Below are 20,115 nucleotides of genomic sequence, written 5' to 3' on the forward strand. Positions count from 1 at the left end.
GGGCTCGGGCTCGGGCGCGTGCCGGGCCGCCCCCCGGCGGGGGGGGCCCCCCGGGGGGACGGGCGGCCCCCCCGGGCGGGGGGGTGGGGGGGGGCCCCGCGGGCCCCGCGCCTCCCGTCCGTCTGGGTGTCGCGATCCACCGACGTGGTACTTTGACAGGACAAAGTCCCGAACTGCAGGAGGCGCCATGCCGCTCGTCCGTATCGACCTCACCATCGGCCGCGCCCCCGAGGCCGTGCGCGCCATCGCCGACGCGATCCACACCGCCATCGTCGACGTGTACGGGATCCCGGCCCGCGACCGCTTCCAGGTCATCACCGAGCACCCCGCCCAGCAGATCATCGCCGAGGACGCCGGGCTCGGGTTCGAGCGCACCGACGGCGTCGTCATGATCCAGGTCTTCACCCAGCGCGGGCGGGACCAGGCGGCGAAGCAGGAGCTCTACCGGGCGATCCACGACGGGCTCGCCGCGGTCGGGGTGGCGTCCGAGGACGTCTTCATCGGGTACGTCGAGAACGGTCCGGAGGACTGGTCGTTCGGCTTCGGTCGAGCGCAGTACGTGACCGGCGAGCTCGGCGTGCCGTCGGCCTGAGTCCTACTTGTCGACGAGCGTGACCTCGAACGAGTAGCGGTCCGGTCGGTAGCAGTGCACGCCGTACTCGACCGCTCGGCCCGAGGCGTCGTAGGCCGTGCGGCTCATCGTCAGCACCGGGTCGCCGTCCTCGATCTCGAGCAGCGTGGCCTCCTCGTCGGTGACCGCCCGGGCACCGATCCGCTGCTTCGCGACCCGCATCGTCACGCCGCGGCCGCGCAGCAGCTGGTAGAGGCCGTGGGACTGCAGGTCGTCGTCGGTGATCTCGAGGAAGTCGGGCGGCAGGTAGTTCTCGAGGATCGCCATCGGCACGTCCTCGGCGAAGCGCACGCGACGGATGTGCGCGACCGTCGTCCCGGGTGCGATGCCGAGGGCCTCGGCGACGACCTCCGGCGCGGGGACGTCGTTCCGTTCGAGCAGCTTCGTTGCGGGCGCCTGCGACCCCTGCGCGAGGTCGTCGTACAGACTCGTGAGCTCGACCTTGCGGGTCACCGGGCCGTGCACGACCTGCGTGCCGATCCCGCGGCGACGCACCAGCAGGCCCTTGTCGACGAGGTCCTGGATCGCGCGGCGGATGGTCGGACGCGACAGTCCGAGCCGCTCGCCGAGGGCGATCTCGTTCTCGAGACGGGCACCGGGCGGCATGGCGCCGGAGCGGATCGACTCCTCGATGCGCGAGGCCACCTGGAAGTACAGGGGCATCGGCCCCGACCGGTCCAGGTCCAGGAACAGGTCGGACGGCAGCTGGCCATCGTTGGTCATCGCGGTCCTTCAGCAGTACGGTTCGGCGGCGGCACCGAGGGATTGTCATGACAATACCACCGGGGCTCATGCGGTCCCGGCCGCACCACCGGGCCTCGTGCGGTCCCGGCCGCACCACCGGGGCTCGTGCCGTCCCGGCCGCGGTGCCGTGCGGTCGTCGTCAGCGCTCGACGACGACCTTGAGCTGCGCGAGGCCCTTCTCGAAGTCGCCGCCGATGAACCGCTCCATGTTCATCACCAGGTTGACGATCCTCGACATCACCGTCACCGGGCTCGTCATCGTCCACACCACACGGGTGCCGCCGGGGACCTCGTCGAGCCGGAACGCGGTGGTGCTCGACGACGCGAACGGTGCCGTGAACCGCAGGCCGATCTCCACCTCGTCCGCGGTGACCCGCCGCACGACCATGTCGCCGCTGCCGGCCTTGCGGTTGCCCTTCCACGCGTACGTCGAGCCGACCGCGCCGAGTGTCCCGCCGTACTCGCGGTGCAGCTCAGGGTCGCGGCCTTCCCACGGCGACCAGTCCACCCACCGGTGGAGGTCGACCAGGTGCGGCAGGATCGTCGACGCCGGCGCGGCGATGACGACGTCACGCTCGATGGTGGTGGTCGCGGCCATGCGCTGAGCGTAGCGGCGGAACGGCGCGGCGGGGAGGGTCAGTCGGCGAAGATCATCGGGCGGTTCGACAGCCGCGGCTGCGGAGCCGTGCGCGGCTGCTCGGCTCGTGCCCGCACCGGCGCGATGGCGACCCGGACCGCGGCACCCAGCGCCTCGACCGTGTCCGTGCCGTGGTGCCCGGCCGCGTGCACGACGATCGCCGCGCAGGCCTCGGCATCGGCGGCGGCATCGTGGTGCTGGAACCCCTCGTACCCGGCGGCCCGTGCCGCCATCGGCAGCCGGTACGAGTCGAGGGTGTAGGTCTTGCGGGCGACCTGCAGCGAGCACAGCGAGTGGTGTTCCGCGAGGTCGATCCCCGTCGCCGAGCACCCGCCCGCGATCACGCCCATGTCGAACCGGGCGTTGTGCGCCACGAGCACGTCCCCCTCGGCGAACGCGACGATGTCGGGGTACTGCTGCTCCCACGACTTCGCCCCGACGACGTCCGACGCGACGATGCCGTGGATCCGGGTGTTCCACTCGAGGAAGGCGTCGTGCCCCACCGGCGGCCGGATGAACCAGGACGCCCGCTCGACGACCCTGCCGGCTCGGACCTTGACGAGTCCGACCGAGCAGGCGCTGGCGGGCGAGCTGTTCGCGGTCTCGAAGTCGATCGCGGTGAAGTTCAACGGCACGGCTCCGATGGTCGCACGCGGCGCCGACATCGCTGGAAGCCGCCCCGGCGTTGCGGGACTGGAGGCGCGGGTCGGCCCCGGCGGGCGGCCGCCGGTAGGCTGTCCTCCCGTGGCACTCACCATCGGAATCGTCGGTCTCCCGAACGTCGGCAAGTCGACCCTGTTCAACGCCCTGACCAAGAACCAGGTCCTCGCCGCGAACTACCCGTTCGCGACGATCGAGCCGAACGTCGGCGTGGTGAACCTGCCGGACCCGCGGCTGGACCAGCTCGCGACGCTCTTCAACTCCGAGAAGACCGTGCCGGCCCCCGTGTCGTTCGTCGACATCGCCGGCATCGTCAAGGGCGCGAGCGAGGGCGAGGGGCTCGGCAACAAGTTCCTCGCCAACATCCGCGAGGCCGACGCCATCGCGCAGGTCGTCCGCGGCTTCACCGACGACGACGTCGTGCACGTGGCGAACAAGGTGTCCCCGAAGGACGACCTCGAGGTCATCAACACCGAGCTGATCCTCGCCGACCTCGAGACGATCGAGAAGGCGCTGCCGCGGTACGAGAAGACCGTGAAGCTCAAGCAGGCCGAGCCGATCGTGCTCGAGACCGCTCGCGAGGCCAAGGCAGCGCTCGAGCAGGGCACGCTCCTGTCCGCCACCTCGATCGACCTCGCACCGATCGCCGAGCTCGGGCTGCTGTCGGCCAAGCCGTTCATCTTCGTCTTCAACGTGGACGAGGCGATCCTCACCGACGAGTCGCGCAAGGCCGAGCTGGCCGCGCTCGTCGCTCCCGCCCAGGCCGTCTTCCTCGACGCGCAGGTGGAGTCCGAGCTGATCGAGCTCGACCCGGCCGACGCCGCGGAACTCCTCGAGTCGACCGGGCAGACCGAGTCCGGCCTCGACCAGCTGGCCCGCATCGGCTTCGACACCCTCGGGCTGCAGACCTACCTGACGGCCGGTCCGAAGGAAGCCCGGGCGTGGACGATCGGCAAGGGGTGGAAGGCTCCCCAGGCTGCCGGCGTCATCCACACCGACTTCGAGAAGGGCTTCATCAAGGCCGAGGTCATCTCGTTCGATGACCTCATGACCGCCGGTTCCATCGCCGAGGCCCGTGCGCACGGCAAGGCCCGGATCGAGGGCAAGGACTACGTCATGCAGGACGGCGACGTGGTGGAGTTCCGCTTCAACAACTGATCGACGGGATCATGACGAACGCACAGGCGGGTTGGTACGACGACGGTTCCGGCACGATGCGGTGGTGGGACGGCGCCGCATGGACGGAGCAGGTGCAGCCCGCCGCAGCGCCCGCGCCCGGCGTGGGCGGGTTGATCGACCGCATCCAGGCCGAGGCCTCGGCCGGCGGCCAGCCCCGACCGGCTCCGGCGGGAATGAGCTACGTCGTGCTGCAGGTCGTGCTCAAGGAGAAGTTCTTCGGGACTGGGTCGGGGAACCTCACGGAACTCGAGCGTGCGATCAACGCGCAGGCGGCGCTCGGCTACCGGCTGCACACGATCACCACGTCGTCGTCGGGCAGCACGGGGTTCGGGGGCGGCGACCGGATCCAGGCGACGATGGTGTTCGAGAAGCTCGTCTGACGCGTACTCCGTCCACGTCGCCGCGCTAGTTTGGCCTCGAGTCCAGCACCAGGAGGCCCCATGTCGTACGTCGTCGACTTCGAGCACGTGTCCACCGTCGGGTTGGAGTCCTCGCCGGTCGCGGAGGCACTCGCCGGGTTGCGGGCGAACGAGGCCCGCTACTTCAAGAACAAGTACGACCACGTCCTCACGACCCACCCTGCCGAGGACGTCCCCGACCTGGTCGACTACGTCACGAAGGTCCTGCAGGACGAACGCGGGCTGGTCATCGCGTCGAAGCCGCTCGAGGCCACCGAGGCCTTCGTCGACGGGATCCGCTGGACCCACGTCTTCTACGAGTCAGGGCTCGCCGTGAACGTCCTCTACACGCTGGAGCCGGGCGGCAAGCGCGCGGTCGGCTTCAAGCTCTCGGACGGCATGGAGGTGCCCGACGAGCTGTCCGGGTTCAAGTTCGCCCGGCAGAAGTCGAAGCTCGCCGGGACGATCCGCGGGTCGTACTTCGTCGTCAAGGGCGAGTACTGACCCGCAGTCGCTCGATCAGTCGACGAGCGCGATGATGACGGATGGGATCCGTTGCTCGATGACGTCCCACACGATGTCCTTTCGCGCCTTTCGGTAGTCGTGCGAGAGGATGTTCCGCGTCCGGCGGACCGCCGCGAGCGACAATCCGGCGGGCAGCCTCTCGACGCGGGCCGCCGGCAGCCGTCTGAGGAGATCGTCGAAGTGGATGATCACTGCCTCGGCTGCTCGGTAGGTGAGGCTCCGCTTCGTCTCGAACTCCTCGCGTCCGTGTTCGACGATCATCGAGCACTCGGCGAGGAGATCGAGGAGGGCTGCCTCGACCGAAGCCCATCGCTCACCATCGGGCGTCGAGGCCCGGCCCCGCCGCGGCTGTGGGGAGAAGCGCTCACCTGACGTCACAGCGGAACAGCCTCGGCGAGCACATGACGGAAGTGCTCATCGTCGTCGAGATCATCGGTCAAGATGTCGACCGAGAAGCCGGTGATGCTCTCCACCTCGTGCGCGAAGCCACCGAGGTCGAACAGCGAGGCCTCAGGTGTGAGTGACACGAGCAGGTCGATGTCGCTGGACTCGGTGTCCTCGCCACGAACGGCTGATCCGAACACCCGAACGTTCTCGAGGTGGAATCGCTGTGCTTCGTCGAGGATGTCGTCGGCGTAGATCGCGAGGGGGATGCTCGGCCGAGTGTGAGCGGCTGCCAAGATCCGTTGCAGCGACTCTGGTCGCGGCCGCTTGCGACCGCTCTCGTACGCGGAGATCGTCGGCTGCTGCATCCGCGCAGCGGCCGCGAGGTCGGTCTGCGACAGTCCGACATCCTCACGTGCTGCTCGGATGAGTTCTGCCGCTCGTTCGATCCGCATGGCCGCCTCCCTATAGCCCCCGACTATAACGCCCCTCGTTTGGCCACGGAACGCGCTCGCCCGGCCCGCGTGCATCACGCCCTCCTACCGTCGGGACGCTAGGAGGCAACGTGAAGTACATCCACTACGACGGCAGCCGGATCCTCACGGGCGACGCGATCGCCGATGCGGTCGCGGACTACGCGGCGGTCCTCGGTGCCAATGCTCGGACGGACACCGTTGCGATCCCGGCGGTGGCCGACGACGGCTCGGTGACCCGGACGACGGTGCTGGTCGGGCCGGCGAGCGAGCTGACCGTGAGTGCGGCACCGGACGACGAGCTCGAACCCGAGGACCACGACTTCATCCGACGGTTGCGTGACGCTGCCACGCGGGCGGGGACCGAACGCCCGGTCGACGTCGATGGCGGGCACCGGTTCGCCGGTGCGGACGACACCGACTGACCGGGCGTACGACGAAGGCCGCCGAGCAGTGCTCGGCGGCCTTCGTGTGGTGGGGCGCTGGTGTCAGGCTGCGAGTGCGAGCTCGCCGCCGCGGACGGACTGTGCCTGCACGAGCGTGCGGCTCGCCTCGCCGCGCCATGAGCGACCGGGCACGGTCCAGCCGGCCTCGCCGTCGATGTCGACGCGGGCGCCACGGGTGATGAAGAGACCGAGGTCGTCGGCCGGGATGCGGACGAGGTACTCGCGCTGCGAGTGCTCGTCGCGGACCCCGAACTCGGCGATGCGGTCGGGGGAGACGGTCGGCGCCGCGAGGGCGGTGCCGATGATGGTGATGCGTTCGTTGCTGGTCATGGTGTTGCGGTACTTCCTGGTCGTTCGGCGCCAGGGCGACTCGGTGTCGGCGGACGGCTGAGTCCGGCGCGACGCATCGAGTGCGGGGCGCGCACGTCGAGCTTCGACGTGCAGCTCGTCCGTTCGGATCGAGCGGGGTCTCGCGGGAATGCGACTCGGGTGAGTCGGCTTCGAGACGGGTCGGTGTGCGCGAGTCAGATGGGTTCGCTGCAGTGCACCAAGTGAACAGACTAGTGGATGGCGGACGGATTGTCCAGGAACGATCGCCAGCGGGTGCCGCCGGCCGCCACGTTGCCCGAGCCGTCCAGGCGGGCGGCGGACGAGGACGGCTCTCGACCGGCCTGCTCGTGGACCAGCCCGTCGAACGCCTCGGAGAAGTCGAGGCGGGGGACGGCCGCGGTGACGGCGCGGAGGTCCGATGCCTTCCAGCGGGAGAACCCGGCCCCGGAGACGTCGAGCGAGGTCGCGACCTCGAGCAGGTGCCCCTCGACGTCGAGCAAGGGGTCGACCGACGTCCACATGTGCCGCTCGATCACCTCGCCGACGCGACGGGCACGGAGCGCGTCCCATCCGGCACCGCGTGCGAAGACGCTGCCGACGGCACCGCCCGCCTCCTCGAACGGGACGGAGTGGGCGTCGAACGAGGGCGTCACACCGAGGTCGTGCAGCATCGTCGCGACGAAGAGGAGCTCACGGTCCGGCTCGTACCCGTCGGACTCCGCGAGGAGCACGGCCCAGGCCCACGAGCGCAGGCAGTGGTTCACCAGCGCCGGTGAGGACCACGCCCGCACGACGTCGAGCGCCCGCGCGGCCACGGGGGAGGGCGGTGCGAGCAGTGCGTCGACGTCCAGGGTCATGGCACGACGCTAGCGGAGGCGACCGGCCGACGGACGGGAGGCGCGGTGCCAGCCGGCACCGCGCCTCCCGTCCGCCTGTTGCTTCAGTTCAGGGTCGGGGTGTCCTCCGGCACGACGCCACCGCCGTACAGGTCGGTCGCCAGGTCGCGGAGCGCGCGCAGCGCGACGCGCTGGGTGAGCGGCCCGTAGGAGATGCGGGCCACCCCGAGGGCTTCGTACTCGGCGGCGGGCAGGGCGCCGGGCAGGCCGATCACGGACAGCTTGCCGCGGCCGAGGCCGGCGACGAGCTGCTCGACGACGTCCCGCTGGACGGCTCCCGGCACGAACACGAGCGCGGCACCGTTGTCGAGGAACGCCTTGCCGCGGGCGATGGCGTCCGCGATGCTCTCCTCGATCGGACGGTCCCCACCGCGGGCGATGGCGTCGGTACGGGCGTTGAGCTGGAAGTCGATGCCCTCGGCCTGGGCGGCGGCGGTGATGGCGGCGACGCGGGCGACGGCCTCGTCGAAGGGACGCAGGCGGTCCTCGACGTTCGCGCCGACGATCCCCGCAGCGATCGCGCGCCGGATCGTCTCGGCCGGGTCCGCGTAGCCGTCGTCGAGGTCCGCCGTGACGGGCAGGTCCGTGGCGGCGGCGACGGTCGCCGCCCCGGCGAGGGCGACGTCGAGCGGCATCCCGCCGTCCTCGTACCCGTGCGAGGCGGCGATGGAGTGCCCGGCGGTGGCGATCGCCTTCGTCTCCGGCAGGTCGCTGACGACCTTCGCGCTGATCGCGTCCCAGACGTTGACGACCCGGAGGATCTCCGGGGCTTCGTGCAGCTGCTTGAGGGTGGTCGCCTTGTCGGCGGTGCTCGTGCTCATGACCCAGACAGTAGGCCGACCAACCCGGGCAGGGATCATCGTGTCCGTCGCGCGACGTCACCGTAGCGTCGAGGACACCACCAGGAAGGACACCGACATGGAGCGTTGGAACGAGGCGATCGCCGCGGTCGAGGAACACCTCGACGGCGGCCCGGACGACACGGTGCTCGCCGTGGACGAGCTCGCGCGCATCACCGGGACGAGCGAGTACCACTTCCGGCGGGTGTTCTCCGCGCTCGCCGGCATGCCGCTCTCCGACTACGTCCGGCGTCGCCGGATGACGCTCGCTGCCGCCGTCATCGCCTCGGGGACGACGACCGTCTCGGACGTCGCCGCGCGCTTCGGGTACGGCTCGGCCGATGCGTTCGGGCGGGCGTTCCGAGCCGTGCACGGCATCGGGCCACAGGAGGCGCGCGAGCCCGGCGCCGTCCTCCGGTCGCAGGGTCGGCTGTCCTTCCGTCTCACCGTCGAAGGGAGCACTCCCGTGCAGTACCGCCTCGTCCAGAAACCCGCCTTCCGTCTCATCGGACGCTCGACCCGTGTCCCGCTCGTGTACGAGGGGCCGAACGACGCGATCCAGGCGTTCGAACGCAGCATCACGCCGGAGGACCGAGCGCGCATCGCCGGGCTGTCCGACCAGGAGCCGTCGGGCGTGCTCTCGGTGTCCGATGCGTTCACCGAGGGTCGCGCGGACGGCAGTCGACTCCGCTACTCCGTCGTCGCCGCCACCTCGGTCGAGAGCGCACCGGGCCTCGACGTCATCGAGGTGCCGGCAGCGACGTGGGTGGTGTTCTCCGGCTCGGGATCGGTGCCCGGAGCGATCCAGGCGCTGTGGCCGCAGGCGTTCGGGGAGTGGCTGCCCGCCAACCCCTACCGTCTCGTGGCGGCGCCGGAGATCGCTCGTGTCCGGCTCGCCCCCGACGGTCGTAGCGCGGATGCCGAGCTCTGGCTGGCGGTCGAGCCCGAGCCGAGGGCGTGACGCGCATCTGGTGAGCAGAAGTGGTCGGGTCGGCGCAGGCAACCCGACCACTTCTGCTCACGATGCGATCCGGCCCCCGGCCGCCACGCCGACCCCCGGCCGCAGCGCCGGCCCCCGGCCGCAGCGCGGCGCCCGCGCGACGCAGGATGACGGCCGGACTCGCGCCGCGCCTCCAGTCCGATGCATGCTGGGACGCATGGCGTACGACGAGGAGGACCCGGTCGGCACGCTCCGAGGGGTCCGCACGAGCATCAAGTGGACGCGGTACGCGCCCGACGTGCTGCCCCTGTTCGTCGCCGAGATGGACCACGAGGTCGCGCCGGCGATCCGGCAGGCGCTCATCGAGCGGGTGCAGCAGTCCGACCTGGGCTACCTCGACGGCCCCGGCCCGCTCGCACCGGCGTTCGCCGCGTTCGCGAAGGACCGGTGGGACTGGGACGTCGACCCGGCCCGGGTCTACCTCGCCACGGACGTCAGCGTCGGGATCGTCGAGTCGCTGCGGCTCGCCCTGCCCGACGGTGGCCGCGTGGCGATCACCCCGCCGGTGTACCCGCCGTTCTTCGAGCTCGTCGAAGAGGCCCGATGTCAGGTCGCCGAGGTCCCCCTGCTCGAACAGTGGGGCGTGTACCGGCTCGACCTCGAGGCGCTCGAGCGCTCCTTCGCCGACGGTGTCCGCGTCTTCCTGCTCTGCAACCCGCACAACCCCGTCGGCCTCGTGCACGACCACGACGACCTGGTGGCGCTCGCCGAACTGGCCGCACGGTACGACGTCCTCGTCATCAGCGACGAGATCCACGCACCGCTGACGCACCCCGGCGTCCGGTTCACCCCGTTCGCAGCGGTCGCCGAACCCGCCGGTGCGCGGAGCATCTGCGTCACGAGTGCGAGCAAGGGCTGGAACCTCGCCGGCGTGAAGTGCTCGATCATCGTCGCCGGGGACGCGCGGACGGCAGCGCTCCTCGACACGCTGTGGGAGGAGGTCGCCTGCCGCACGAGCATCCTCGGGCTGCACGCGAACCTCGCGGCGTTCAGCCTGGCGACGGACTGGCTCGACGACGTGGTCGCCCGGATCGTCGCGAACGAGCGACTGCTCGGCTCCCTGCTCGCCGAACACCTGCCCGGCGTCGTGTACACCCGACCGCGAGCGGGCTACCTGGCATGGCTCGACTTCCGCGGCATCGGGCTGGGCGACGACCCGGCGGTGCCACTCCGGGAGCACGCCTACGTCGCGCTCAACTCCGGACTCGGCTTCGGGTCGCAGGGGCGCGGCTTCGCGCGGCTGAACCTCGCGTGCTCGCCGGACACGCTGCGCGAGGCGGTGCTGCGGATCGCCGCGGCCTACCCGTCGAGTGCGCAGGAGGGGTTGGTCTGGCACGTCGCGTGAGCGGCGGGCGGGTGTGAGCCGTCGGCTGTCGGCTGTCGGCTGTCGGCTGTCGGCTGTCGGCTGTTGCCGTCGCCCTGGAGGCGCGGGTCGGCTGCTCGGTCCGGCGCACCTCGATGAGGCGGCGAGCCGAGGACGCCACGAACGGTCCGTGCAGGTCGCGCAGACGGTCGCAGCGCGCGGCGTCGGCCCGTGCCCAGACATTCCTCCACAGCGCCCCGCTGGCCACAACTGTCCACCGGTGGTGTCGCTGCTCCGGCGCAGCGGTCCGTGGCCCGTCACGGTCGGTGCATGCGACCACACGGATCTCGCTTGTCCAACGGAACTAGACAGAGTTGCCTACCGACAGTTGGGCAACTACCGTGAGGCGCACGGAGTTGCTCCGCCGGCTTGCTCGGAAAGCCGACGAGCAGGGTGTCGGGTTCGTGTTCCAGCGCCACGGCGGGCGTCACGACCTGTTCCGGTTCGGTCCGAACACGATCGCCGTCCCGAGACACCGAGAGGTGGAGGAGCTGACGGCGCGCAGCATCCTCCGCGAATGCGAACGACAAGGAGATGGCCGACGATGAGCCGACACACGGTACGAGCCGAACGAGGCACGAAGTACTGGGTGATCTCGATCGACGGGGTCGTCCGGACGCAGGCAAAGCGCGAACGCGAGATCGAGCTCATGGCTCGCGATTGGCTCTCGCTGATGAACGACGACCGTGATCCGGAGTCGTTCGAGCTCGTCGTCGAGGTGGCGATGCCCGAAGCGGCGCAGGCACACCTGGACCGTGCCCGGGCGCTTCGGGAGGAATCCGAGCGTGCGCGCGTCGAGGCGGCGAGGGAGACCGCAGCTGCGGCGTTGGTCCTCCACGAGTCCGGGCTCACCGTGCGGGAGATCGGCCCGCTGCTCCACGTGTCGCACCAACGGGCGCAGCAGCTCGTCGCAGCTGCTCGCTGACGGGGGACGTCAGGCCACGTACTGGTTGCGGCCGACCACGCGGATCGTGATGTCGACCTCGCGCGCGGGCACCTCTTCGGTGAGCGCGATCCACTCGCGGGCGACGAACCCGACGGACGGCCACCGGGTGACCTCGGTCACCAGGAACCCGTCGATGAACACCTGCCACGCGCCGCCCTCGCGGACGGCCTGCACCTCGTGTGTCGCCATGCCGCGAGCGTACCGGCTGCCCGGACGCGCCGGCCGGCCCGGACGCGGCGCTCGGCCCGGACGCGACGGTCGCGCCGGCCGGCTCGGTCGCGCCGGTCGGCGGGTCAGAGGTCGAGCGCCATGTGGACGTCGGCGCGCGCGTAGGGGCTCGTCGCGACCTCGTCGTGGCCGAGGTGCCGGAACCCGAACGCCTCGTACAGGTGCACCGCGCTGGCCAGCTGCGCGTTGCTCTCCAGCACCACCCGGTGCGCACCGATCGCCCGGGCACGTTCGAGCGCCGCGGCGATGAGCTTCCGGCCGGTGCCGTGCCCCTGGTGTTCGGGCGAGACGGCCATCTTGACCAGCTCGAACACCCCGGGCCCGACGGGCGCGATGCCGACGCAGCCGATGACCGGCCCGTCCGATCCGAGCCGTGCGACGAAGGCCGCGCCACCGGGCTCGACGATCTGCCCGAGCGGGTCGCCCAGGAGCTTCCGGTCCTCGTCCTCGAGCGTGAAGAACCGGCTGATCCACGCCTCGTTGAGGACACGGAACGCCTCGGCGTCGGCGGCGGAGGCGATGTCGGTGATGAGGACGGCGTCGGTGGTCGCATCGGGCATGGACCCATCCTCGGACTCGGGCCGAGTGCCGTCCAATACTCGTTCGTGTCGATCGATACGCTCAGTGCATGGATGGGGAACCCGAGGTCGACCTCCGCCAGCTGCGCGCCTTCCTCGCCGTGGCCGACGAGCTGCACTTCGGCCGGGCCGCCCGAGCGCTCCGGATCGCCCAGCCCGCGCTGTCGCAGCAGATCCGGCGGACGGAGCAGGCGCTCGGCGTCGACCTCTTCGCCCGGACGAGTCGCAGCGTGGCCCTCACCGCGGCGGGCCGGTCGCTGCAGGGTCGCGCGCGATCGCTCCTGGCCCAGGCGCGCCGGGACCTCGACGAGACCGTCCGGGTCGGTCGCGGCGAGGCCGGTCGCCTCGACGTCGGGTTCGTCGTCTCCGCCCTGCCGCTCGGCCCCATCGAGCGTGTCCAGGTGTTCCGGGAGCGCTACCCCCTCGTCCGCGTGGAACTCACCGAGGGCTACTCGTCGACGCTGCTCGCCCGGATCGTCCGCGGGGAACTCGACCTCGCCGTCCTGCGCGACCCCGATCCCGACCCGGGGGTGCGTTTCCTGCCGTTCCGCAGCGAGCGGTTCGTGGCGGCGGTCCCGAGCGGGCACCGCCTCGCCGCGCGGTCGTCGATCCGGGGCCCGGAGCTGCTCGACGACCCGTTCGTGTTCTTCCCGGCCGAGGCCGGCTCGGTCGCCACCGAACGGAACCTCGCGCCGGTGGTGTCGGGCGCCAGGCGACCCGTGGTCGTGCAGGAGGCCACCACCTGGGCCACCGTGCTGCACCTCGTGGGAGCGGGCCTCGGGGTCACGGTCGCACCGGAGAGCGCGACCCTCGCCGCTCCGGACACGGTCGTGCTGCTGCCGCTCGAGGCGGACGAGCACCGGAGTGAGCTCGTCTGGGCCGCCCGCGCCGACGACGACCGCGAGATCCTGCGGAACTTCGTCGCCGCGGCGGAGTGACTGCTGCGGCGCCGGTCACGCCAGCGGTAGCACCGGCGCCCGCTGGTCCCCGAGCTCGTCCACCCGCCAGGGCCGCGCGCCGCGCAGGGTCAGCCCGAGCTGGGCGAGCACGAAGCCCACGTGCGGTTCGACGTCCGGGTCCCACGGACCCTCGACACCGAGTCCGATCGCACCGAGTTCGTCGTCGGCCTCGTCGTGCAGGGTCAGCCGCCACCGGCCGTCACCGAGTTCCTCGACGACGGCCCACCGGGCGGTGCTGAACCGGCTCACGCGGTCTTCGCGACGTCCTCGGTGAAGTTCCGCACCCGCTGCAGGAGCGCTTCGCCGCGCATCGCGATCGTCGCCGGAGGGTTGAGGTGCGGCGGTGCCGTCCGGATCAGCATGGAGCAGCCGAGGTCCTCGCAGATGTAGGAGCCGATGGTGTTGCCGTTCCGTCCGGACTCGCCTGCGCGGGCGGCGGAGAACAGGCGCACCTGCGTCGCCGGCTGCGGGGAGTGGCAGAACGAGCACATCGCTGCGATGCCCGCGCGCAGTGATCCGCCGGCCGACCGCACGACGATCCCGACGGGTCGGTCGTCGATCCACGACACGATGTAGCCGCGACGAGCGGCCTGCGGGTCGCGCCACCCGAGGAACTCGCGCTCGTCCCACAGCATCTCGTGGAGACCCGGGATGGGCAGCTGGGCGAGTTCGTCCGGGGTGGCGTTGACGAACGACGAACGGATGTCTGCTTCGGTCAGTGGCTTCACGGTGCGACCACCATATGCCTCGCCACCGACACGCGTCAGGACCCCAGACGGGAGGCGCGGATCGCCCCGAGCGCGCTCGTCGCGTCCGCCACCAGCACCGCTCGACGCAGCGCGTCGCGTCCGACGCGTCGGGCCGCGGCGTCGTCGGCGGCGAACTCCACGAGGACGCGCGTCGACCGCGCCATGGCGCGCGCGCCGGGTACCCACGGCACCGCACGCTCGATCGACTCCGCGATGGCGACCGCGACCGCGTGGTGCTGGGTGAGGTGGGCGCGTTCGTGGGCGACCACCGCTTCGAGCTCGTCGGTGCGCAGGCGGTCCGCGAGCCCGGTGCTCACGAGCACGCCACCGGCCCGGCCCGGCACGGCGCAGGCGAGCGCGTGGTCCGCCTCGACGACGGACACGGGCGTGCCGTCGATCTCGCGGTGCGGCGCGGCACCGGAGCGCATCGCCTCGCGCACGGCCTCGTGCTCGGGCCCCGGCCGGACGCGCACGGCGACGACGAACGCGAGCACGGCGAGCAGGGCGACCCCGACGTTGAGGCCGTGCGTGGGGGAGTCACCGAGACCGAGCGGGTCGGTGATCGGACGGTTCGCCACGACGAGGAGGGTGATGCCGGCGACGAAGCCCACCACCCCGAGCAGCACGGCGAGCGACCAGCACACCAGCGCGGTGCGCGGCCGGTCGATCGTCCACGCGGAGCGGGTCAGCACCCGGGGCGCGAGGACCACCACCGCGAGGGCGAGCGCGATGAGGACGACTCCGGAGACGACCACGACAGCGGGACCGTCAGGAACGGGCTCGGGCGTCGAGGGCGCGGCGGATGACGTCGAGGTCGTCGGAGGCGAGCGAGCCGGTGAACTGCAGCAGGGCGGCTTCGCGGTCGGTCGCGGCGGCGAGGGCGTTCGACATGAGCGAGGCGGTCTGCTCCTCCCTGCTGTTCGTCGCACGGAAGGTGAGCGGGGCGTCGTCGTGCTGCTGCCGTTCCACCTGCCCCTTGCGACCGAGCCGGTCGAGCACGGTGAGCACGGTCGTCAACGCGGGCCGGGGCTCCGGGAAGGCGTCGAGGACCTGGCGTGCGCTGAGCCCGCCGTCCGCCGACCACAGTGCGTCGAGCACCGCCTGCTCGAGCTGCCCCCTGGGGCGTGATCGCTGACCTGCCATCCGCGCATTCTACGAGATGTCGAACCCCTGGATCCGACACATGCCCGAAACGCGGGGTCGGTATGATCGGCCCGGACAACTGAAGACCGGCCGTTCATCCGTCGCGGGAGACGTCGTGCGGTGCCCTGGGCACCCTGCACGGCACCGAAGGAGCAATCCCCCCGACAATCTCTCAGGTCCCACACCGCAGCGGACAGGCCACTCTGAAAAGCAGCCACGAAGCCCCCACCGGGTCGGTCCGTGGCTCGCCCACGGTGAAAGCCGCCGGACCTCACGGGCCGCGGTGAAACTCTCAGGCCCATGACAGAGGGGGAGTTCCGCCCGACGACGGTCGTCGGGTCCTGCCGATGCCAGGAGAACTCCGTTCATGCCAACGTCCCCACTGCGCTCGTCGCCGCTGGAACCCGCCCACGAGGCGGCCGGTGCCACCTTCACCGACTTCGCCGGGTACCGGATGCCCGTCCGGTACTCGTCCGACCTCGCCGAGCACCATGCCGTGCGTGAGGCCGCCGGCGTCTTCGACCTCTCGCACATGGCCGAGATCGGGGTGACCGGTGACGCGGCCGTCGCCTTCCTCGACCACGCCCTCGCCGGGTCCTTCGGCGCGATGCCGGTCGGGCGGGCGAAGTACTCGCTCCTGCTCGCCGAGGACGGCGGGATCCTCGACGACCTCGTCGTCTACCGCACCGACGAGGACGTCTTCCTGGTCGTCGCGAACGCGTCGAACCGGCAGGTCGCGGTGGACGCCCTGACCGCACGTGCCGACGGCTTCGACGTCGAGGTGTCGGACGACTCGGACACCACCGCGCTCGTCGCGATCCAGGGCCCGGCAGCTGCGGGGACGCTCGACGCGCTCGTCGTCGCCGACCGGCTCCAGCCGGAGAGCCCCCTCGACGAGCTCGGGTACTACCGGGCGCTGCACGCGGTGTTCGACGGTGCCGAGGTCCTCGTCGCCCGCACCGGCTACACCGGCGAGGACGGCTTCGAGGTCTACAGCGACCCGTCCGTCGCCGGAGCGCTCTGGGACGCCCTGCTCGAGGCCGGCGCCGACCGCGGGGTCGTCCCCGCAGGGCTCGCCGCCCGCGACACCCTCCGGCTCGAGGCGGGCATGCCGCTCTACGGGCACGAGCTCGGCACCGACGTCCGTCCCGCCCAGGCCGGCCTCGGCCGGGTCGTGGCCAAGGACGGCGACTTCGTCGGTGCCACCGGCGTCACCCCGTCGGACGACGCCCGCGTGCTCGTCGGCCTGGTCACCGAGGGCCGCCGAGCCCCGCGTGCCGGCTACGACATCGTCCACGAGGGCGAGGTCGTCGGCACCGTGACGTCCGGTGCGCTGTCACCGACGCTCGGCCACCCCGTCGCCATGGCCTTCGTCGACCCGGCCCTCGCCACCGAGGGACAGGTCCTCCACATCGACGTGCGGGGCACGGCCATCCCCAGCACCGTCACCGCGTTCCCCTTCTACCGCCGCGCCTCGAAAGGCTGATGCAATGACCGACCAGACCGCACTCCAGTACACGGCCGACCACGAGTGGCTGCTCGTCGAGGGCGACACCGTCACCGTCGGCATCACCGACCACGCAGCCGAACAGCTGGGTGACGTCGTCTTCGTCGAGCTCCCGGCCGTCGGCACCGCAACCACCGCGGGCGAGCAGATCGGCGAGATCGAGTCCACCAAGAGCGTCGGCGAGCTCTTCGCCCCGATCGAGGGCGAGGTCGTGGCGATCAACGACGCCGTCGTCGACGCCCCCGACACCGTCAACCAGGACCCGTTCGGCGCCGGCTGGCTCGTCAAGATCAAGGTGGAGGGCACCTCCTTCCCCGAGGACCTCATGGACCACGACGCGTACCGGGCGTCCCTCGCATGACCGGCGACCTCCAGAACCTGCAGACGTCCTTCGCCGACCGGCACATCGGGACGACCCCGGCCGACCAGCGGACGATGCTCGACACCGTCGGGCAGCCCTCGCTCGACGCCCTCGTCCGCGCCGCGATCCCGGAGTCGATCCACGCGGCGCCGACCGTCGACTCGACCATCCCCGCCGCCGTCGGTGAGACCGAAGCGCTCGCCGAGCTCCGCGCCAAGGCCGCCCGCAACACGGTCCGCCGCGCGATGATCGGCCTCGGCTACCACGGCACCCACACCCCCGCGGTCATCCAGCGGAACGTCCTCGAGAACCCGAGCTGGTACACGGCCTACACGCCGTACCAGCCCGAGATCTCGCAGGGCCGGCTCGAGGCGCTGATCAACTTCCAGACGATGGTCTCGGACCTGACGGGCATGGCCACCGCCGGCGCCTCGATGCTCGACGAGGGCACCGCCGTGGTCGAGGGCATGCTCCTCGCCCGCCGTGCATCGAAGGTGAAGGGCGACGCGTTCCTCGTCGACGACGACCTGCTCCCGCAGACCCGTGCACTCCTCGACCACCGCGCGGACGCCGTCGGCATCACGCTGCGCGGGTTCGACCCCGTCGCCGGACCGAGCGACGAACAGCTCGACGGCGCCTTCGGCGTGATCGTCCAGTACCCCGGCGCGTCCGGTCGGATCGTCGACCCGTCCACCACGATCGAGCGCGTGCACGCCGGCGGCGGCATCGCGGTCGTCGCGGCCGACCTCCTCGCCATGACCCTCCTCGCCAGCCCCGGTGACCTCGGTGCCGACGTCGCCGTCGGCACGAGCCAGCGCTTCGGCGTCCCGCTCGGCTTCGGTGGCCCGCACGCCGGCTACCTCGCCGTCCGGGCCGGGCTCGAGCGCCAGCTCCCCGGCCGACTCGTCGGGGTGTCCTTCGACGCCGACGGGCAGATGGCGTACCGCCTCAGCCTGCAGACCCGCGAGCAGCACATCCGCCGCGAGAAGGCGACGAGCAACATCTGCACCGCGCAGGTCCTGCTCGCCGTCATGGCCTCGATGTACGCCGTGTACCACGGGCCGGAGGGCCTCCGCTTCATCGCCGACCGCGTCGCCCGGACGACCTCGGCGCTCGCCGCGGTCGCCCGTGACGCCGGGCTCGAGGTCGTGCACGACGCGTTCTTCGACACGCTCACGCTCCGCGCCCCCGGACGCGCCGAGGCGCTCGTCGCCGCGGCCCGCGACGCGGACCGCCTGCTGCACCTCGTCGACGCCGACACCTTCCAGCTGTCCGTCGACGAGACGACGACGCCGGACGACGTGACGGCGCTCGCCGTCGTGTTCGGGGCCGTGGACCAGACCGTCCCGGCGACCGAGACGGCCGTGCGGGACGCGGCCACGGGCCTCCCGGACGCCCTCCGGCGCACCAGCGAGTACCTGACGCACCCGGTGTTCAGCGCGCACCGGAGCGAGACGCGGATGATGCGGTACCTGAAGCACCTCGCCGACAAGGACTACGCGCTCGACCGCGGCATGATCCCGCTCGGCAGCTGCACGATGAAGCTCAACGCCGCCACCGAGATGGCCGCGGTCACCTGGCCGGAGTTCGCGAACGTGCACCCGTTCGCCCCGCGCGAGGACGTCGTGGGCTACCTCGACATGATCGGCGACCTCGAGTCCTGGCTGGCCGAGGTCACGGGGTACGACACCGTCTCCCTGCAGCCGAACGCCGGCAGCCAGGGGGAGCTCGCGGGGCTGCTGGCGATCCGCGGGTACCACCGGTCCCGCGGCGACGACGCCCGCACCGTCTGCCTCATCCCGTCGAGCGCCCACGGCACGAACGCCGCGTCGGCGGTCCTCGCCGGCATGCAGGTCGTCGTGGTCGCGTGCGACGAGAACGGCAACGTCGACCTCGACGACCTCCGCGCGAAGACCGCGCAGCACGGCGACCGGCTCGCCGCGCTGATGATCACGTACCCGTCCACGCACGGCGTCTACGAGCACGACATCCGCGAGATCTGCGCCGCCGTGCACGACGCCGGCGGCCAGGTCTACGTCGACGGCGCGAACCTCAACGCGCTGCTCGGTCACGCCCGCTTCGGCGACTTCGGCGGGGACGTCTCGCACCTCAACCTGCACAAGACGTTCTGCATCCCGCACGGCGGTGGCGGTCCCGGTGTCGGACCGGTCGCGGCGAAGTCGCACCTCGCGCCGTTCCTGCCCGGGCACCCGTTCGCGCAGGACGCCGACCGCCGCACGGGCTCGGTGGCGGAGCCGGGGTCCGGGCGGGACGCGCACGCCGGCGGACCGGTCAGCGCGGCGCCGTACGGCAGCCCGAGCATCCTGCCCATCACGTGGACCTACGTCCGGATGATGGGGCTCGAGGGACTCACGCGTGCGACCGAGGCCGCCGTGCTCGGCGCGAACTACGTCGCCGCCCGTCTGCGCGACGCCTTCCCGGTGCTCTACACGGGCGAGTCCGGGCTCGTCGCGCACGAGTGCATCCTCGACCTCCGCCCGCTGCGCGACACGACCGGCATCACGGTCGACGACGTCGCGAAGCGTCTGGTCGACTACGGTTTCCACGCCCCGACGATGTCGTTCCCGGTCGCGGGCACGCTCATGGTCGAGCCGACCGAGAGCGAGGACCTCGCCGAGCTCGACCGCTTCGTCGACGCGATGCTCGCCATCCGTGCCGAGGCCTCGGCCGTCGAACGCGGCGAGTGGCCGGCCGACGACAACCCGCTCGTGCACGCGCCGCACACGGCGTCCTCGGTGATCTCGGGGGAGTGGACGCACGCGTACACGCGGGAGCAGGCGGTGTACCCGCTGCCCGGCATCAGCGCACGGAAGTACTGGCCGCCGGTGCGCCGCATCGACCAGGCGTACGGCGACCGCAACCTCGTGTGCGCCTGCCCGCCGGTCGAGGCGTTCGCCTGACCGCGAGTCCGAGTACCGTGTGCCCCGTCCGGCCTGCCGGGCGGGGCACACTGCCGTCCCGGGAGCGTGCACGCCGCCGTCCCGTGGTCGCGCAGACCGCCGTGCCGGGGTGGCACGCCCGCCGTCCGGGCGCGTCGCCGTGGCGCCCCGCTGCATGCCGACTTGCACAGAGTTGTGCGTCGATGCAAGCATCTCGATGCGGTTGCAACAAACTCGCC

26 protein-coding genes and 1 riboswitch are annotated in these 20,115 nt (G+C 71.6%); of the genes, 12 read left to right on the forward strand and 14 right to left on the reverse strand.

Translation table 11 applies throughout. The features are described 5' to 3' along the window. The first annotated feature begins 187 nt into the window (after positions 1-187). On the forward strand, positions 188-592 hold the full coding sequence (locus ACNQOV_RS07340) for a tautomerase family protein (RefSeq protein ID WP_416393982.1): 405 nt from the start codon (positions 188-190) through the stop codon (positions 590-592). Between the two features lie 3 nt (positions 593-595). Here ACNQOV_RS07340 and ACNQOV_RS07345 read toward each other — a convergent pair whose 3' ends face one another. The 3 genes from ACNQOV_RS07345 to ACNQOV_RS07355 form a co-directional block, all read right to left on the reverse strand. Beyond that, positions 596-1,354, reverse strand: a complete 759-nt coding sequence (locus ACNQOV_RS07345; protein WP_416393983.1) for a GntR family transcriptional regulator — start codon at positions 1,352-1,354, stop codon at positions 596-598. A gap of 160 nt (positions 1,355-1,514) precedes the next feature. Then, positions 1,515-1,973 (reverse strand): SRPBCC family protein, encoded by a 459-nt coding sequence (locus ACNQOV_RS07350; RefSeq protein WP_022905990.1) that lies wholly within the window; start codon positions 1,971-1,973, stop codon positions 1,515-1,517. Between the two features lie 38 nt (positions 1,974-2,011). Beyond that, complete coding sequence (locus ACNQOV_RS07355) at positions 2,012-2,647, reverse strand: exonuclease domain-containing protein (RefSeq protein WP_022905989.1); 636 nt, start codon at positions 2,645-2,647, stop codon at positions 2,012-2,014. A 109-nt stretch (positions 2,648-2,756) separates the two neighbouring features. Here ACNQOV_RS07355 and ychF point away from each other — a divergent pair, with 109 nt between their 5' ends. The 3 genes from ychF to ACNQOV_RS07370 are packed head-to-tail and all read left to right on the forward strand — an operon-like array spanning position 2,757 to position 4,753. Beyond that, entirely contained in the window at positions 2,757-3,830 is a 1,074-nt protein-coding gene (ychF, locus tag ACNQOV_RS07360) for a redox-regulated ATPase YchF (RefSeq protein ID WP_416393984.1), read from the forward strand. Between the two features lie 11 nt (positions 3,831-3,841). After that, positions 3,842-4,231: a DUF2510 domain-containing protein gene (locus ACNQOV_RS07365; RefSeq protein ID WP_402264579.1), complete on the forward strand. Its 390-nt coding sequence runs from the start codon at positions 3,842-3,844 to the stop codon at positions 4,229-4,231. Between the two features lie 60 nt (positions 4,232-4,291). Beyond that, the gene (locus ACNQOV_RS07370; RefSeq protein ID WP_402264578.1) at positions 4,292-4,753 is read left to right on the forward strand and encodes a phage tail protein; all 462 of its coding nucleotides are present in this window, start codon (positions 4,292-4,294) and stop codon (positions 4,751-4,753) included. Positions 4,754-4,768: 15 nt separating this feature from the next. Here the strand turns inward: ACNQOV_RS07370 and ACNQOV_RS07375 are convergent, their stop codons facing one another. Together ACNQOV_RS07375 and ACNQOV_RS07380 are read right to left on the reverse strand one after the other, a co-directional pair. Continuing rightward, the gene (locus ACNQOV_RS07375; RefSeq protein ID WP_416393985.1) at positions 4,769-5,035 is read right to left on the reverse strand and encodes a HepT-like ribonuclease domain-containing protein; all 267 of its coding nucleotides are present in this window, start codon (positions 5,033-5,035) and stop codon (positions 4,769-4,771) included. Between the two features lie 113 nt (positions 5,036-5,148). Next, entirely contained in the window at positions 5,149-5,613 is a 465-nt protein-coding gene (locus tag ACNQOV_RS07380) for a helix-turn-helix domain-containing protein (RefSeq protein WP_416393986.1), read from the reverse strand. Between the two features lie 110 nt (positions 5,614-5,723). Between ACNQOV_RS07380 and ACNQOV_RS07385 the strand changes: the two genes are divergently transcribed. After that, complete coding sequence (locus ACNQOV_RS07385; protein WP_416393987.1) at positions 5,724-6,056, forward strand: hypothetical protein; 333 nt, start codon at positions 5,724-5,726, stop codon at positions 6,054-6,056. 63 nt (positions 6,057-6,119) lie between these two features. On the opposite strand, the gene ACNQOV_RS07390 is transcribed toward ACNQOV_RS07385, so the two are convergent. From ACNQOV_RS07390 to ACNQOV_RS07400, 3 genes are all read right to left on the reverse strand, one after another. Then, positions 6,120-6,407, reverse strand: a complete 288-nt coding sequence (locus tag ACNQOV_RS07390) for a hypothetical protein (protein ID WP_148286865.1) — start codon at positions 6,405-6,407, stop codon at positions 6,120-6,122. A 230-nt stretch (positions 6,408-6,637) separates the two neighbouring features. After that, a complete protein-coding gene (locus ACNQOV_RS07395; protein WP_416393988.1) occupies positions 6,638-7,264 on the reverse strand; it encodes an HD domain-containing protein in 627 nt (208 codons plus the stop codon). Positions 7,265-7,347: 83 nt separating this feature from the next. Then, complete coding sequence (locus ACNQOV_RS07400) at positions 7,348-8,124, reverse strand: isocitrate lyase/PEP mutase family protein (protein WP_402264568.1); 777 nt, start codon at positions 8,122-8,124, stop codon at positions 7,348-7,350. A gap of 97 nt (positions 8,125-8,221) precedes the next feature. Between ACNQOV_RS07400 and ACNQOV_RS07405 the strand changes: the two genes are divergently transcribed. The 3 genes from ACNQOV_RS07405 to ACNQOV_RS07415 all read left to right on the forward strand — a co-directional run bounded on the left by ACNQOV_RS07405 (position 8,222) and on the right by ACNQOV_RS07415 (position 11,430). Beyond that, entirely contained in the window at positions 8,222-9,103 is an 882-nt protein-coding gene (locus ACNQOV_RS07405; RefSeq protein ID WP_416393989.1) for an AraC family transcriptional regulator, read from the forward strand. Positions 9,104-9,299: 196 nt separating this feature from the next. Beyond that, positions 9,300-10,487 (forward strand): MalY/PatB family protein, encoded by a 1,188-nt coding sequence (locus ACNQOV_RS07410; RefSeq protein WP_416393990.1) that lies wholly within the window; start codon positions 9,300-9,302, stop codon positions 10,485-10,487. Positions 10,488-11,049: 562 nt separating this feature from the next. Beyond that, on the forward strand, positions 11,050-11,430 hold the full coding sequence (locus ACNQOV_RS07415) for a hypothetical protein (RefSeq protein ID WP_402264560.1): 381 nt from the start codon (positions 11,050-11,052) through the stop codon (positions 11,428-11,430). A 9-nt stretch (positions 11,431-11,439) separates the two neighbouring features. Here the strand turns inward: ACNQOV_RS07415 and ACNQOV_RS07420 are convergent, their stop codons facing one another. Together ACNQOV_RS07420 and ACNQOV_RS07425 are read right to left on the reverse strand one after the other, a co-directional pair. After that, complete coding sequence (locus ACNQOV_RS07420) at positions 11,440-11,640, reverse strand: hypothetical protein (protein WP_416393991.1); 201 nt, start codon at positions 11,638-11,640, stop codon at positions 11,440-11,442. 104 nt (positions 11,641-11,744) lie between these two features. Continuing rightward, entirely contained in the window at positions 11,745-12,239 is a 495-nt protein-coding gene (locus tag ACNQOV_RS07425) for a GNAT family N-acetyltransferase (RefSeq protein ID WP_416393993.1), read from the reverse strand. Between the two features lie 68 nt (positions 12,240-12,307). Here ACNQOV_RS07425 and ACNQOV_RS07430 point away from each other — a divergent pair, with 68 nt between their 5' ends. Next, on the forward strand, positions 12,308-13,195 hold the full coding sequence (locus ACNQOV_RS07430) for a LysR substrate-binding domain-containing protein (protein ID WP_416393995.1): 888 nt from the start codon (positions 12,308-12,310) through the stop codon (positions 13,193-13,195). A 15-nt stretch (positions 13,196-13,210) separates the two neighbouring features. Here the strand turns inward: ACNQOV_RS07430 and ACNQOV_RS07435 are convergent, their stop codons facing one another. From ACNQOV_RS07435 to ACNQOV_RS07450, 4 genes are read right to left on the reverse strand one after another with little or no spacing between them, the layout of a single operon-like run. Beyond that, entirely contained in the window at positions 13,211-13,465 is a 255-nt protein-coding gene (locus ACNQOV_RS07435; RefSeq protein ID WP_022906065.1) for a hypothetical protein, read from the reverse strand. After that, on the reverse strand, positions 13,462-13,944 hold the full coding sequence (locus ACNQOV_RS07440) for an FBP domain-containing protein (protein ID WP_402264549.1): 483 nt from the start codon (positions 13,942-13,944) through the stop codon (positions 13,462-13,464). Before ACNQOV_RS07440 ends, ACNQOV_RS07435 begins: the two co-directional genes overlap by 4 nt. Before the next feature lie 35 nt (positions 13,945-13,979). Beyond that, positions 13,980-14,720, reverse strand: coding sequence for a M56 family metallopeptidase (locus tag ACNQOV_RS07445; RefSeq protein WP_022906067.1), 741 nt, complete (start codon positions 14,718-14,720; stop codon positions 13,980-13,982). A 13-nt stretch (positions 14,721-14,733) separates the two neighbouring features. After that, a complete protein-coding gene (locus ACNQOV_RS07450) occupies positions 14,734-15,108 on the reverse strand; it encodes a BlaI/MecI/CopY family transcriptional regulator (protein WP_402264546.1) in 375 nt (124 codons plus the stop codon). A gap of 94 nt (positions 15,109-15,202) precedes the next feature. Next, positions 15,203-15,305: riboswitch (glycine riboswitch) on the forward strand. A gap of 170 nt (positions 15,306-15,475) precedes the next feature. On the opposite strand from ACNQOV_RS07450, the gene gcvT reads away from it, so the two are divergent. Genes gcvT through gcvP form a run of 3 tightly spaced genes read left to right on the forward strand, consistent with a single transcriptional unit; the run spans position 15,476 to position 19,897 of the window. Continuing rightward, positions 15,476-16,594: a glycine cleavage system aminomethyltransferase GcvT gene (gene gcvT / locus ACNQOV_RS07455; protein WP_416393996.1), complete on the forward strand. Its 1,119-nt coding sequence runs from the start codon at positions 15,476-15,478 to the stop codon at positions 16,592-16,594. 4 nt (positions 16,595-16,598) lie between these two features. Next, entirely contained in the window at positions 16,599-16,976 is a 378-nt protein-coding gene (gene gcvH / locus ACNQOV_RS07460) for a glycine cleavage system protein GcvH (RefSeq protein WP_022906070.1), read from the forward strand. Further along, the gene (gene gcvP, locus ACNQOV_RS07465) at positions 16,973-19,897 is read left to right on the forward strand and encodes an aminomethyl-transferring glycine dehydrogenase (protein WP_416393998.1); all 2,925 of its coding nucleotides are present in this window, start codon (positions 16,973-16,975) and stop codon (positions 19,895-19,897) included. Before gcvH ends, gcvP begins: the two co-directional genes overlap by 4 nt. The last annotated feature ends 218 nt before the right edge of the window (positions 19,898-20,115 follow it).

It is taken from the genome of Curtobacterium sp. LFS084, from assembly GCF_047977705.1.
Classification (GTDB): domain Bacteria; phylum Actinomycetota; class Actinomycetes; order Actinomycetales; family Microbacteriaceae; genus Curtobacterium.

Coding starts and splice junctions, on each gene's coding strand:
- ACNQOV_RS07340 (WP_416393982.1), top strand. CDS start 188: ATGCCGCTCGTCCGTATCGACCTCACCATCGGCCGCGCCCCCGAGGCC.
- ACNQOV_RS07345 (WP_416393983.1), bottom strand. CDS start 1,354: ATGACCAACGATGGCCAGCTGCCGTCCGACCTGTTCCTGGACCTGGAC.
- ACNQOV_RS07350 (WP_022905990.1), bottom strand. CDS start 1,973: ATGGCCGCGACCACCACCATCGAGCGTGACGTCGTCATCGCCGCGCCG.
- ACNQOV_RS07365 (WP_402264579.1), top strand. CDS start 3,842: ATGACGAACGCACAGGCGGGTTGGTACGACGACGGTTCCGGCACGATG.
- ACNQOV_RS07370 (WP_402264578.1), top strand. CDS start 4,292: ATGTCGTACGTCGTCGACTTCGAGCACGTGTCCACCGTCGGGTTGGAG.
- ACNQOV_RS07375 (WP_416393985.1), bottom strand. CDS start 5,035: ATGATCGTCGAACACGGACGCGAGGAGTTCGAGACGAAGCGGAGCCTC.
- ACNQOV_RS07380 (WP_416393986.1), bottom strand. CDS start 5,613: ATGCGGATCGAACGAGCGGCAGAACTCATCCGAGCAGCACGTGAGGAT.
- ACNQOV_RS07390 (WP_148286865.1), bottom strand. CDS start 6,407: ATGACCAGCAACGAACGCATCACCATCATCGGCACCGCCCTCGCGGCG.
- ACNQOV_RS07395 (WP_416393988.1), bottom strand. CDS start 7,264: ATGACCCTGGACGTCGACGCACTGCTCGCACCGCCCTCCCCCGTGGCC.
- ACNQOV_RS07400 (WP_402264568.1), bottom strand. CDS start 8,124: ATGAGCACGAGCACCGCCGACAAGGCGACCACCCTCAAGCAGCTGCAC.
- ACNQOV_RS07405 (WP_416393989.1), top strand. CDS start 8,222: ATGGAGCGTTGGAACGAGGCGATCGCCGCGGTCGAGGAACACCTCGAC.
- ACNQOV_RS07410 (WP_416393990.1), top strand. CDS start 9,300: ATGGCGTACGACGAGGAGGACCCGGTCGGCACGCTCCGAGGGGTCCGC.
- ACNQOV_RS07415 (WP_402264560.1), top strand. CDS start 11,050: ATGAGCCGACACACGGTACGAGCCGAACGAGGCACGAAGTACTGGGTG.
- ACNQOV_RS07420 (WP_416393991.1), bottom strand. CDS start 11,640: ATGGCGACACACGAGGTGCAGGCCGTCCGCGAGGGCGGCGCGTGGCAG.
- ACNQOV_RS07425 (WP_416393993.1), bottom strand. CDS start 12,239: ATGCCCGATGCGACCACCGACGCCGTCCTCATCACCGACATCGCCTCC.
- ACNQOV_RS07430 (WP_416393995.1), top strand. CDS start 12,308: ATGGATGGGGAACCCGAGGTCGACCTCCGCCAGCTGCGCGCCTTCCTC.
- ACNQOV_RS07450 (WP_402264546.1), bottom strand. CDS start 15,108: ATGGCAGGTCAGCGATCACGCCCCAGGGGGCAGCTCGAGCAGGCGGTG.
- gcvT (WP_416393996.1), top strand. CDS start 15,476: ATGCCAACGTCCCCACTGCGCTCGTCGCCGCTGGAACCCGCCCACGAG.
- gcvH (WP_022906070.1), top strand. CDS start 16,599: ATGACCGACCAGACCGCACTCCAGTACACGGCCGACCACGAGTGGCTG.
- gcvP (WP_416393998.1), top strand. CDS start 16,973: ATGACCGGCGACCTCCAGAACCTGCAGACGTCCTTCGCCGACCGGCAC.